This window comes from Aliirhizobium cellulosilyticum (assembly GCF_014198105.1).
GTDB classification, from domain to species: Bacteria; Pseudomonadota; Alphaproteobacteria; order Rhizobiales; family Rhizobiaceae; genus Neorhizobium; species Neorhizobium cellulosilyticum.
The window spans coordinates 93043-105970 of record NZ_JACIGW010000005.1 but is presented as its reverse complement, the minus strand read 5'-3'; the positions used below and the strand labels follow the sequence as shown (position 1 = coordinate 105970).

12 protein-coding genes are annotated in these 12928 nt (G+C 57.5%); 7 read left to right on the top strand and 5 right to left on the bottom strand.

All coding sequences use genetic code 11. From position 1 onward, the window contains the following. Positions 1-80: 80 nt before the first annotated feature. Positions 81-1136 carry an acyltransferase family protein gene (locus GGE33_RS19835; protein WP_183826976.1) on the bottom strand — a complete coding sequence of 352 codons (1056 nt, stop codon included), beginning with the start codon at positions 1134-1136 and terminating at the stop codon, positions 81-83. A gap of 321 nt (positions 1137-1457) precedes the next feature. On the opposite strand from GGE33_RS19835, the gene GGE33_RS19830 reads away from it, so the two are divergent. Continuing rightward, positions 1458-2480, top strand: a complete 1023-nt coding sequence (locus tag GGE33_RS19830; RefSeq protein WP_183826973.1) for a glycosyltransferase family 2 protein — start codon at positions 1458-1460, stop codon at positions 2478-2480. A gap of 125 nt (positions 2481-2605) precedes the next feature. Here GGE33_RS19830 and GGE33_RS19825 read toward each other — a convergent pair whose 3' ends face one another. The 4 genes from GGE33_RS19825 to GGE33_RS19810 form a co-directional block, all read right to left on the bottom strand. After that, on the bottom strand, positions 2606-3679 hold the full coding sequence (locus tag GGE33_RS19825; protein WP_210303790.1) for a glycosyltransferase family 4 protein: 1074 nt from the start codon (positions 3677-3679) through the stop codon (positions 2606-2608). Between the two features lie 32 nt (positions 3680-3711). Beyond that, positions 3712-4848 carry a glycosyltransferase family 4 protein gene (locus GGE33_RS19820; RefSeq protein WP_183826970.1) on the bottom strand — a complete coding sequence of 379 codons (1137 nt, stop codon included), beginning with the start codon at positions 4846-4848 and terminating at the stop codon, positions 3712-3714. Positions 4849-5025: 177 nt separating this feature from the next. After that, positions 5026-6336, bottom strand: coding sequence for an HlyD family type I secretion periplasmic adaptor subunit (locus GGE33_RS19815; RefSeq protein ID WP_183826967.1), 1311 nt, complete (start codon positions 6334-6336; stop codon positions 5026-5028). Continuing rightward, positions 6336-8042 (bottom strand): type I secretion system permease/ATPase, encoded by a 1707-nt coding sequence (locus GGE33_RS19810; RefSeq protein ID WP_246436294.1) that lies wholly within the window; start codon positions 8040-8042, stop codon positions 6336-6338. The genes GGE33_RS19815 and GGE33_RS19810 overlap by 1 nt, the downstream gene beginning before the upstream one ends. A gap of 405 nt (positions 8043-8447) precedes the next feature. Here GGE33_RS19810 and GGE33_RS19805 point away from each other — a divergent pair, with 405 nt between their 5' ends. From GGE33_RS19805 to rfbA, 6 genes are all read left to right on the top strand, one after another. Beyond that, entirely contained in the window at positions 8448-8810 is a 363-nt protein-coding gene (locus tag GGE33_RS19805; protein WP_206829484.1) for a glycosyltransferase family protein, read from the top strand. After that, complete coding sequence (locus GGE33_RS19800; protein WP_183685038.1) at positions 8807-9298, top strand: glycosyltransferase; 492 nt, start codon at positions 8807-8809, stop codon at positions 9296-9298. Before GGE33_RS19805 ends, GGE33_RS19800 begins: the two co-directional genes overlap by 4 nt. Positions 9299-9392: 94 nt before the next feature. Next, positions 9393-9950: a dTDP-4-dehydrorhamnose 3,5-epimerase gene (gene rfbC, locus GGE33_RS19795; RefSeq protein WP_183826961.1), complete on the top strand. Its 558-nt coding sequence runs from the start codon at positions 9393-9395 to the stop codon at positions 9948-9950. 98 nt (positions 9951-10048) lie between these two features. After that, positions 10049-11131 (top strand): dTDP-glucose 4,6-dehydratase, encoded by a 1083-nt coding sequence (gene rfbB, locus GGE33_RS19790; RefSeq protein WP_183826958.1) that lies wholly within the window; start codon positions 10049-10051, stop codon positions 11129-11131. Then, the gene (rfbD, locus tag GGE33_RS19785; protein WP_183826955.1) at positions 11128-12024 is read left to right on the top strand and encodes a dTDP-4-dehydrorhamnose reductase; all 897 of its coding nucleotides are present in this window, start codon (positions 11128-11130) and stop codon (positions 12022-12024) included. The genes rfbB and rfbD overlap by 4 nt, the downstream gene beginning before the upstream one ends. An 18-nt stretch (positions 12025-12042) precedes the next feature. Then, positions 12043-12912 carry a glucose-1-phosphate thymidylyltransferase RfbA gene (gene rfbA, locus GGE33_RS19780; RefSeq protein WP_183826951.1) on the top strand — a complete coding sequence of 290 codons (870 nt, stop codon included), beginning with the start codon at positions 12043-12045 and terminating at the stop codon, positions 12910-12912. The last annotated feature ends 16 nt before the right edge of the window (positions 12913-12928 follow it).

Sequence of the window (12928 nt, the reverse complement as noted above, 5' to 3'; positions counted from 1 at the left end):
GAGGGGTGGTCGCATTTGGACGAGTGTATCAATTTAATATTGCAGCCAATTGAAACAGGCCAGCGGCTTGAACAACCGCCTCAGACCGTAGCCATTTTGCGCTTCCGCTCAATGTTCCGACCTCCGGAAAGTTGCTTGAGTACAAATCGCCCTGCAGGCTTTTCCAGCAACATATAGGAAAGATAGCTGATGATTACGGAAGTGACTATTGCGGTCAGGGCGAAGGTGATGGCCAAGATCATGCTATCCGATCCCAGATAGTTTTGCAGCCAGCGCTGAAAGATGATGTGAACTGCGCTCAGTATGAATGGGTGCACCAGATAAAGTGAATATGATGCATCGCCTGTTGCGACCAGCCAGGGTAGTGGCCGTTTTGCCAGGGACGTTTCCATGTTCAGCAATCCCAGCAGGAAAAAAGCAGCGGGAATACCAAAGACGATGAAGTTGATGCCGGAATTCTGCAGTCTGATCTCTGCGTAGAGAAGAGCTGCTACGCTGAGCAGCAAGATTGTCAATGCAGCCGAAAAGCTGATCTTCCAGCGCTGCCATATCGCTGAAACTGCCATTCCCATGACGAATTCGAGAAGAATTGTACTGGTAAAGCGGCTGACGGCCGCCCATGAACTGTCAGCGAAAAGACCGATCAGTATTGCAATCGCGAAGAAGGCCGAAACGGCGAGAAAGCGTGCTCGGCGATCTGCAAGAAATAGGCTGAACGCGAAAGCGATGTAGAAATACATTTCGAGATTGAGCGTCCATCCCTGCAGCAGGATTGGGTTCATCAAGCCACGGTGATCCGTATACGGAATGAAGAAATAGCTGCCGAGCAATGCCTTCGTGCTCAGTTCTATATTCGGCGTGAATGCTGGAGCAGCAAGCGCCATGAGCACAAGCAGTGTCGTATAGAACCAATAGGGTGGGACGATCCTCGCTATGCGTCGACGGAGGAAATCAGCTGGGGACTGATCCTTCGATGTCTCCCACATGATGAAGCCGCTGATGACAAAGAATATATCGACACCAACGCCGCCGAAATGGGTCGTGGAAGCAGCCTGAAATGCCGAAAAACCGGAAACATGCCCGGTAACCACAAGTAGAGCGGCTACTGCGCGAGCATATTGCACCGATATGAGCATGGCAGAATTCCGTTCTGTGTTGAATTACTTGTCTATAAAATAGCGCTTGGCGCAACCGGGAAAGGAAATCGCAAGTTCTCGTTTCGGCTCATGATGATGGTATCTGGCGGCTTTCGGCAAGGCATATAAGCATAAGAAGGCTGTGAGAGACACCGCCTATAAGGTTTAATTACCCGAGCAAGCGCGTTTTAGCGTCTTTTGGAAAGCCTATCCACGTTTATCGCATCCATTGATGCCGTTCGGAATTAACAATCACGGGACTTATTTCGAGACAATTTATTCTCTCATGGTAATACTGGGGAATAGCTCAATGGATATCTTATGACAAAACTTGCTGTCGTCGTTTTGAACTGGAATGGTTGGTCCGATACGAATGCTTGCATCGAGAGCCTGATCGGACTTGAGAACGAGAATTTGCACATCTACGTCTGTGATAATGCATCCTCCGACAATTCGGTGCGCCAGATACGGGATTGGATTGGTCTGTCCCTCGATCGCTTGAACATGCTTCGCGAAGCATCTGGCAGAACGGCTTTTGAGCTGCGTGATCTGTTCGCCCTGCCGTCCAGCGTCGATACCGGCAGCATTCCCGAAGTCGACGGCAAAAACAGTTTGACGCTCCTTCAGACTGGGCGAAACGGCGGATATGCTTTCGGCAACAATGTCGGCATGCGCTGCGCTTTGAAGGACGGCTGCGATTATTTCTGGGTTATCAACAATGACACTGAAGTCGAGCCGGACGCTCTGACCTGGTTGTGCAAGCGGATGGAGGCTGACCCCGAGATCGGTATCTGCGGGTCGACGCTTGTTTATGCGGGACAGCGCGATACGATCCAGACATGGGGTGGGTCCAAATTCAGGCCACTGCGTGGCTGGGCCTTTGCACTCGGTGCTTTCGCCAAACGCGACGATCCGATCGATGCCACAGCCGTCGAGGCGGAAATGACCTATGTGAACGGCGCTTCCATGTTCGTCAGCAGGACTTTTCTCGAGCAGGTCGGTCTGATGAAGGAAGACTATTTCCTCTATTGGGAGGAAATCGAGTGGGCGACGCGTGCGAAAGGGCGGTTCCGGTTGGGGTATGCACCCAGGTCCGTGGTTTATCACAAGGTCGGCGCATCGATAGGCACGCACGACACCGAAGGGCAATCATCGCCTTTGTCCGAATATTACATGATCCGTAACCAGCTTCGGTTTTGCGCGCGATATTCCAGGATTTCGCTGCCCTTCGTGGTCCTCGATATCGGTCGTAATGTCATTCGTTCTTTGCGTAGAAAACAGACCAAACGACTGGTCACGCTGATGCGCGCCCTTTTTGGCCTGCCGTTTGTTCCCGCGAAATAAGTGGATCGCCTGCCGACACGGATCCGACAGCATGTCTCCTGAAAGTGTCGCAGCTTTCGGGATAAAGACATGCGCAAGTAAAGAGTTAAAGCACGGCACGCGAATCTGAAAGATCGCGACGTGTTTTAGCGTTTCTCCGCGCCGACCGTGAGCGCACGGAGTGTCGAGGCTATCGTCGAAACATAGCCCTCACAGCTATGGCGCTCCTGTGCCAGACTTCTCGCCTGGCCGGAGATGGAAGGGGCGTTCGCTGCCTCTGCTATCAGGTCGGTGATCGCTTTCTTCATTGCGATGGTATCACCCGGCGCGACAAGACGAACAGGCCCGCCATCCTCCAGATAGCCCTCCAGTCCCTCTGTCCCGGTAACGACAACTGGACGTCCGGAAGACAGGGCCTCCATAAACCCCTGCACCCCTGCGGCATAGGTATTCGGGAATAGGCTGACCACCACGACATCGGCATCGCGATAAAGCTGGCGTAACTCCGGCCAGGAGTAGAATTTGCGCGTCATGTTCTCCGGCAGCGTCGCCGGAAATGCGCGAGAGAGCACGCGCGTGTCGGCCGAATAGCCGCTGATCTTGACGTCGATATCAAGGTCGGCAGTGGCAGCGGCAAGTGTGCTGTAATCGCGTCTTTCCAGGCCGACGCTCATCACCAGGGGGCGTGCCTTGTCGGGCGAAACCGGACCGGGGGTAAAAAACTGCGTATCCGTCTGGTCCCAGACGAATTTGACCCGGTCCTCGCCCAGTTGCAGATAGCGGCGGAGAAACGAGACCTGGGGTTTGGAGACGGCGAAAAACACCGAAACCCTGTTGCGCGCCCTCAAAAGCGTGAGAGCAAGCTGCTTTTTTCTGCTGTCGACCAAATGGTTCATGATCGTCACATACACATCGGGCGCGCCGCCGCAAAGTGCTGCAACGGGAAGGCCGACATCTTCACCGGTGCAGAATATTGCGTCACCGGGGCGCACTTCGCGGCGCAGCTTGCGCGCGATCGCCCACCAGAGGGGAGACATGCGTGTCAGTTTGCCGACGCTCTTGTCGAGCCAGTCCGGCGTGACATCCGAGCCGTCATGGACGCGTGCGCCAAGTTCATGCTGCAGCTCCGCCATGGAGTTGCCGGGGTTCAAACCTTCTTCGGCACTTCGGGCAATGGCGGTGAGGTCCATGGGGCGGTTGAGGACGATGTGAAAAGCCATAGTGAAAAAAGTCCTGATCTGGTCGGTGGTTTTCAGGCAGCCAGCAGCTTTCCGTAAAGCGCGATCATGCGCTGCATGTAGCCGTCGATGTCGAAATGCTGGGCATAGAGCGCCTTGCCATTTTCCTTCAGGCGGTCGCGCAAGGCCGCGTCGGTCGCCATCGTCAACAGTGCGGCAGTCAGCCCGTCGACATCGCCGGGTTGAACGAGCAGGCAGTCGTCACCGTTCTTCATCATTTCGCCGATCGAGCCGACGGGTGTCGCGATAACCGGCAGGCCGGCACTAAGGGATTCGATGATCGCCATCGGAAACCCTTCCTGATAGCTCGGCAGCACGAGCGCGCTGCGAGAGCGTAAAAGCCCGTGTACATCCTTGCCGGACACCCAGCCGGTGAAGTCGACACGCCCGGTAATGCCAAGTTCCTCGGCCTCTGCCTTATAGCGGTCGATCTGCCCGCCGCCGGCAAGAGTGAGGCGGATCGGATGACCGTCAGCCTTCAGTCGTGCCACAGCCCGCAGCAACTCGCCTACGCCCTTGCGGGGGGAGAGGTTCGCAACGATCAGGAAATGCCATGGGTCGGCGGTATCCGCTCCCGCCCCGACATTCTCCGCCGCGTTGAAGCGCACGGTCACCTTTTTAGCGTCGAGATCCATCTCGTCTGTCAGCAGTTTGCGCCAGACCTCTCCGAGCACGATGTTGATATCTGCCCCATGAACCATCCGGCGCACGAGGGATTTCATCCGTGGCGAGGCCTCACGATAAAACGGCACCAGTTCCGCCCCGTGATGGTGAAGCACAACCCGCATGCCGATCAGCCGGCCGAATATCTGGAAGATCCCCTTGCGAGGAAAACTCATCCGTTCCGAGACCTGGAGATGAAGTATGTCTGCTCTTCCCGAAAGCCTGAGCGCAAGGATTTTGACAAGTCCAGCGGCAATGTAGAGCGGTGACCAAGCGATCGAACCTTCACCCCGTGGGTCGATGGGTTCTACGTGAATATCTCGGCGATTGTCTCTTATCCATCGGGTCATCATACGTGTGACGGAGCCGATGCCGCCGCCACCTTTCACGCCGCCGGTCGAGACGATCACCACGCCGCGGGGCGCTGGTCCGACAAGAGTAACCTCGGCGTCCTGAAGCGATGCTTCGAGCATCCCTTTATACTTCATATCTTGAAGCCCCGAAATAAAGGTGATCCCGGTTTGGGCCGAGAAGTGGAAGGGATGGTTATGAAACGGGATATACTATCCGTTCGCCTTAGCGGAAAGTCTATTATTCTTTGTGCAGGGGAAACGACTATTCTCAGTTAACGCACGAGGTCCCGGCATCTAGTAACGCCGACGAATTCAGTTTTCCCGCATTGCCCGTTCCATCTGGTCGCTGATTGGCTTGATAATATAGGCGAGGGCAGTTCGAGGCTCCGCTTTGATATAAGCTTCTACCGGCATGCCGGGAATGAGCGCCAGCTCGCCAAGCTTTGATCGTTCCTGTGGCGAGATCGCGATCCTTGCGGAATACCAGGTCTCGCCGGTCTGCTCGTTGACGCTGACATCTGGCGACAGGCTTTCAACCCGGCCCTCGATCTCGGACGTGGTTCTCTGGTTGAACGCCGAGAAGCGCAACCGTGCAGCCTGTCCGATTGAAACCTGGTCGACATCGTTCGGCTTGATCCGCATGTCGACAGTCAGCATGTCCCGGGTCGGAACGATATTCATTGCGGTTTCGCCGGGGCTGAGAAGTCCGCCGATCGTATGTGTCGCCAACTGATGGACGATGCCATCGACCGGAGCGCGAATATCGAGATGTTCTATCTGGTCTTCGAGTGCCAGCCGCTGCTCGGCGAGTTTTGCAAGTTTACCGTTCATGTCGAGTAGATCGGTAAGGACTTCGGCACGGCGATCCTTGTCGAGCTGCCCGATCTGCAGCTCGATTTCAGTGATCCGTTTTCCGGCCGTGGCCTCATCCGACAGAAGCTGGCTGCGCTCGCCGCTGAGTTGTGCGACCATGCGCTTGGAATCCGCCAGCCGTGAGAACTGTACCAGCCCTTCCTTGGCAAGATTTTCGATCTTCTGCGCCTGCTGCTCACTCCACGAAGCTTCTTCCGCATTGGAAATAAGCCGTTGGCGTGTGCCATCCCGCTGCTGTTCTATCTGTGCAATCTGCTCTTTCAGCTGCGCCGTCTTGCTATCGATCTGTTCGCGTCGCGCCTTGAACAGCGAGGTCTCGGATTTCAAGCCTTCGATGAACTGCCTGTCTTCCAGTCGGGCGATCTGTTGCATCGGGTCGATAAGTTCTTCGACACCGTCGCGCTCGGCAATCAACCGCAAGCGTCGTGCGTCCAGCTGATCGATTTCCTTGATCGTCGCAGCCAGAGTGGTGGAGACCTCCACGCCGTCGAGGCGCAAAACTATGTCGCCGGCGCGAACCAGTGCGCCGTTGCTGACGCGTATCTCGCGAACGATGCCACCCTTACCATGCTGGATCTTCTTCGTGTTGCCTTCGACGCCGATCACACCGCTGCCGATCACCGCGGCACTGATGTTCATTGTCGCGGCCCACCCGCCCGCGCCAGCCACCAAGCCGCCAAGCGTCACCCCGGCGAGCAGCATATATCGTCTGATAGCTTTGTTGGCCGGGCTCTGCGATACCGCTCCCATTACGCGATCCTCCGGGTCTCGTCTGGCCTGGTCTTCAGCTTTCCCAGAACCTCGTCGCGCGGTCCGAACGCGGTCATGGTACCGTTGTTGACCACAAGCACATGGTCGACGACCTTCAGCATGTTGGCGCGGTGGGCGATCACGATGACGATTGCCCCTTTCTGCCGCGCAGCCATCACTGCGGATGTCAGCGATTCCTCGCCTTCAGCGTCCAGATTGGAATTTGGTTCGTCGAGCACGATGAGGAATGGATTGCCATAGAGCGCGCGCGCCAACCCTATGCGCTGGCGCTGTCCGCCCGAAAGCGTGCTGGCGCCAGTGCCGACCTGCGTATCGTAGCCGTTTGGCAGCGAAAGGATCAGCTCATGGACATTGGCGAGCTTGGCAGCCTCCATGATCTTTTCCGGCGTTGCCGAGGGCGAAAATCGCCCGATATTGTCGGCGACTGTGCCGGCGAAAAGCTCGACATTCTGTGCCAGATATCCGATCGAAGGTCCGAGCCTATCGCTATCCCACTGCGTGAGTTCGGCGCCATCCAGCCGGATCGTGCCTTTATGGGCAGGCCAGGCGCCGGTCAGCGCACGGCCGAGGCTGGACTTTCCGCTGCCGCTCGGCCCGATTATTCCGACGGCCTGGCCGGAAAACAGGCTGATGGAGACATTCTGGACAAGCATTTTTCCATCGCCCGGTGCCGCGACGGCAAGGCCTGCCACCGAAAGCGACCTGCTTGGCACGGGCAATCGCATTTCTGTGGCTTCCGGCCTGATCCGGTTGAAAGTGTCCTGCAGACGTCGAGCGGACTGGCGAGCCGAGATGAAGTTGCGCCATTGTCCGGTCGCCATTTCGATCGGGGCAAGCGCCTTGGAGGTCAAAACGGATGCAGCGATGATCGCGCCGGCCGAGGCGAGCTGGTCGATGACCAGGAGCGCACCGAGCGCCAGCATGCCTGATTGAAGCGCGAGCCGGAAGATTTTCGCGATGGCGGTGAAGGTGGCAGTCAGATTGCTGCTGCGGAGGTTTTCCGCTGAATATTGCTCATGGGCCGTTTCAACCCGCTTCGCAAATCCGGTCTGCATGCCCATTGCACGCAGACTGTCTGCGTTACGGCGGCCCGCTTCGGAAAGCTCCCAGCGACTGGCCAACCGCTGCGCCGCCTGCCTGCTCGGTTTTCTCAGCAGCAACTCGCTGCAAAGCGTCAGGCTTAACAGGACGATTGCACCGCCGACGACGGCAAGGCCGAATAGCGGATGGAAGAGGTAAAGCAGGAAGACGAATATCGGCATCCATGGCAGATCGGCGATCGCGATCGGGCCGGGACCGCTCATGAACTGCCGGATCTGGTCCAGATCACGAAGCGGAGCAGATTGAGCGCCTTCCTGGCCGGCGACAGGTACGGCAAGCGTCGCCATGATCGACGGCATGTTCAACTGCTCGTCGAGGCGGCGCCCTATCTGCAGCAGGATTTTCGAGCGCAGGATCTCGATGATTGCCAGAACGGCATAGATACCGGCAGCGAGAAGCGAAAGAGCTGCAAGCGTGGGTATGCTATGGCTTGTCAGGACCCGGTCATAGACCTGCATCATGAATAGCGGGCTGACCAGCATCAGGATGTTGCTGACGGCGCTCAAGATGGCAACGCCGACAAATGCCTGCCGTGTTGCGGCAAGGGCCGATCGGATTGAGGGATGCCCGTTATTCGTAGCCAAGCAATGCCTCATTAACGTGCCAATACCAGGGATGAGTGAGCAACGTTACGAGAGGTGGGGTTCACATTTGATGAATCATGCCAAATTGGTTGGATTGGTCGAACTTCTGAAGCTGCTTCACGGGTTTGCTGATTGAGCTTGTCTCGGGAGTAGAGGCGTCCGGAACGCTCGTGGCAGAAAAACCACATCATCAGCGTTAATAATAAATTAAAAAAGCATGTAAGTGAGTTTCAATTGCGTTGCTGTAGACATAGTTCGATGGCAAATAATGTTATCGGTTCGTTATTGTAAGAACTGAGTTGAATATAGGGGCGTTCAATTTTGACTAGGGTACTCGCAATAACCTCTGGCGGGGGCCATTGGGATGAGATGATGGTCTTGCGGGAGGACCTGACCGGAGTCGAAATGATCTATGCAAACACCTTTCCGGGGCTGGCAGAAAACGCCGGATTGGAGAAATGTTACATCATTGAAGATTGTAACCGGGATACCCCCATGTCTGTGGTCAGGTGTGCCCGAGATATCTTCTTGCTGATACGCAGGGAGCGGCCGGATCTTGTCATCTCGACGGGCGCAGCACCTGGGCTTATCGCGATAATGATCGGAAAGATGTTCGGCTGCAGGACCATATGGGTGGAGAGCGTCGCGAATTCGATCGAGCTTTCCATGAGTGGTCGCATTGCAGGCAAGTTTGCTGATCTGTGGCTCACGCAATGGCAGCATCTGTCCCGTCCGAAAGGACCTCTTTATTGGGGTAGTATCCTGTGATCTTGCTGACTGTGGGTACGCAGTTGCCCTTCGATCGCCTGGTGCAAATCATGGATACGATCGCGCCGGATCTTTCCGAAACGATATTTGCCCAGATCGGTCACGGTCAATATATCCCGCGCAATTTCGAATTTTGCCGTATGGCTCTGCCTGAAGAGCTTGCCGAGAGGTTCGCCAGTGCCAGCCGTATCGTTTCTCATGCCGGGACGGGTAGTGTCCTGACTGCGCGTCGGTATAACAAGCCGATCATTCTTTTTCCTCGCAGGGCATCCTTGGGCGAGCACCGCAATGACCACCAACTTGCGACCTGCCAGCAGCTGGATGGCGCGCCGGGTCTTTCCGTTGCCTATGACGAAACTGAATTGAGAGATCTTTTGCGTACCGATCTGGACGCTGTCGCCGCCGAACCGGCGTCGACTGGAACGGGGTCCAAGCTCGGCCGCGGTATTGCTAACTATATCCGTCGGATTGACAATGACGAGCATTGATAAGGGAAGGCGGGACTGGCACTCGAAATGCCGGTCACTCCCTGCAGCGGCGATGTGCCGAAGCTCACTTTAAATTTGAGGATTGTCGGACGAAATGAATTTCGCAAAGCTTGCTATCCCTGACGTCTTGCTGATTGAACCGAAGAAGTTCGGCGACAGCCGCGGCTATTTCATGGAGACGTTCCGCCAGTCGCTGTTTGCCGAGCATGTCGGTGACTTCGAGTTCGTGCAGGACAACCAGTCGCTTTCGGCTGAAGTCGGCACGGTACGCGGGCTGCATTTCCAGCTGGATCCGATGGCGCAGGGTAAGCTGGTGCGCTGCATCGCAGGCGCATTGCTCGACGTTGCGGTCGACATCCGAACCGGTTCACCGACCTATGGAAAGCATGTCGCGGTCGAACTGACGGCCGAGAACGGCAGGCAGCTCTGGGTACCGCCCGGTTTTGCCCATGGTTTCTGCACGCTCGCACCCAATACCGAGATCAGCTACAAGGTGACCAACTATTACAGCGCCGAACATGATCGTGGCCTGTTGTGGAACGATCCGGCGCTCGGCATCGATTGGCCGGTCGATGCGGATAAGGCAGCGCTTTCCGAGAAGGACAGGAAGCAGCCGTCGCTGGCCGACCTTGGCACCGTCTTCACCTATTGAGGCATACCTGATCTTGCCCGGACGGCAGCTTTTCGGTTGCCTTCCTCGACTTTCCTGCCGCGGCCGTGATCCGCGATGATGTACGGAGAATTGTTCAGATGCGCGTAGTGGTGACAGGTGGAGCAGGTTTCATCGGATCGGCAGTCGTCAGGCATCTCGTCCTTAACAAGGGCTATGAGGTCCTCAACATCGACAAGCTGACCTATGCGGGCACCGAAACCTCGGTGAAGGCCATCGGCAACCGTCCCGGTTACCGGTTCCTGCAGGCGGATATTTGTGACCGGGCCGCGATCGAACAGGCGATAACCAGCTTCCGGCCCGACCGAATCATGCATCTCGCCGCCGAAAGCCATGTCGACCGCTCGATCACCGGCGCCAAGGACTTTATCGACACCAACGTCATCGGCACGTTCACCATGCTCGAATGCGCCCGCCAGTATTGGCTGACGCTTGATGCGGCCGAGAAGCAGGCATTTCGCTTTCTGCATGTTTCGACCGACGAGGTTTACGGCTCGCTCGGCGATGACGGCCTGTTTACCGAAGAAACCCCCTACGATCCGAGCTCTCCCTATTCGGCTTCGAAAGCGGCATCCGATCACCTGGCCAAGGCCTGGGCGCGCACCTATGGTTTCCCGGTCGTGGTGTCGAACTGCTCGAACAATTACGGTCCCTATCATTTCCCGGAAAAGCTGATCCCGCTGATCATCCTCAACGCTCTCGATGGCAAGCCGCTGCCGGTTTACGGCAATGGCGCCAACATTCGCGACTGGCTCTACGTCGAGGATCACGCCCGGGCTCTCGATATCATCGCCGAACGGGGCCGGATCGGCGAGACCTACAATGTCGGCGGCCGCAACGAGCGCCGTAATATCGATGTCGTCACCCGCATCTGCGAGCTGATGGATGGCTTGCGTCCGCAGGCCAAATCCCATGCCAGCCTGATCACCTATGTCACCGACCGTCCGGGCCATGATGCCCGCTACGCGATCGACGCGACCAAGCTGGAAACCGAACTTTGGTGGAAGGCTGAAGAGAATTTCGACACCGGCATCGAAAAGACGGTGCGCTGGTATCTGGAAAACGAGTGGTGGTGGGCACCGCTACGCAAAGGCTATGAAGGCAACCGTCTCGGTCTGCTCGATGCCGGCAAGCAGGCTGCCGCCAAGGAAGCCTCCGCATGAGCACTCTCAAACGCATGGTCGTCACAGGCCGGGAAGGGCAGGTCGTTCTGTCCCTGCTGGAGCGTGGCGCAAAGGACGGACGTTTCGAGGTGATCGCACTCGGTCGCCCGGAACTCGACCTTTCCGCACCGGAGACGATCGAGGCTGCATTGCAAAAGGCCCGGCCGGACTTGATCGTCTCGGCTGCGGCCTATACGGCCGTTGATCAGGCGGAAGGCGATGAGGAGGCGGCAACCGTCGTCAACGGTGTCGCCGCCGGCAAGATCGCTGAAGCGGCGGCTGCACTTGGCGTACCGGTCATCCACATCTCTACCGACTATGTTTTCGACGGCTCCAAGGCCGCTCCCTATGTCGAAAGCGATCCCGTGGCGCCGATCGGTGCCTATGGCCGCTCCAAACTGGCCGGTGAGAACGCCGTCACGGCTGCAACCCCGAACCACGCCATCCTGCGCACCGCCTGGGTCTACAGCCCGTTCGGCAAGAATTTCCTGAAGACCATGCTCAAGCTCGCCGAAACGCGCGACAGTCTGAATGTGGTCGACGATCAGGTCGGCAACCCGACCTCGGCGCTCGATATCGCCGATGCAGTCTTGGTCATCGCGGCCAATCTTCTCGACAGTGACGATCCGGCCCTGCGCGGCACCTTCCACCTGACCGGAACGGGTGAGGGCAGCTGGGCGGATTTCGCCATCGAGATTTTCGCACGATCCGCCGACATGGGAGGCCCGACCGCTGAAGTCGGCCGCATCCCGTCGAGCGCCTATCCGACCCCGGCGAAACGGCCCGCCAACTCACGGCTCGACTGCAGCCTGCTTGAGGCCCGCCACGGCATACGACTTCCCGACTGGAAACAGTCCACTTCCATCATCGTCGAGCGACTGGCTCGAGCTTAAGGATCAGGGGCGATACATATGAAGGGCATTATTCTCGCCGGCGGCAGCGGCACGCGGCTTCACCCGATGACCCGGGTCGTCTCCAAGCAACTCATGCCGATCTACGACAAGCCGATGATCTTTTATCCGTTGTCGACGCTGATGCTGGCCGGGATCCGCGAGATCCTGATCATCTCGACCCCGGCCGACATGCCGCTGTTCGAACGCCTCCTCGGTGACGGTTCGCAATGGGGGATCTCGCTCAGCTACGCGGTCCAGCCGTCACCGGATGGTCTGGCGCAGGCTTATATCATCGGCGCCGATTTCATCGGTGACAGCCCGTCCTGCCTGATCCTCGGCGACAACATCTTCTACGGCCACGGCATCACCGATCTTCTGACAAACGCGATGAAGCGGCCCGACGGAGCAACCGTCTTCGCCTATCACGTCAACGATCCGGAACGGTACGGCGTCGTCGAATTCGACAAGTCGATGCGGGCCGTCTCGATCGAGGAAAAGCCGGCAGCTCCGCGCTCCAGCTGGGCCGTGACCGGGCTCTACTTCTACGACAAGGACGTGGTCGAAATCGCTGCCAACCTCAAGCCTTCGCCGCGCGGCGAACTCGAGATCACCGACGTCAACCGCGCTTATCTCGAGCGCGGTGCTCTCAATGTCGAACAGATGGGCCGCGGTTACGCCTGGCTCGACACCGGAACTCCGGACAGCCTGCTCGAAGCCTCCGAATTCGTCGCGACACTCGAACGCCGCCAGGGCTTCAAGATCTGCTGCCCCGAGGAAATCGCATACAGAATGGGATTCATCGACGCGGCCGGCCTTACAAAGCTGGCCGAAGCTTATGGCAAGAGCGCCTATGGAAAATACCTGCGGGCAAAGGTGCTCGAGGGCTGATTGTCGATCTTATCCG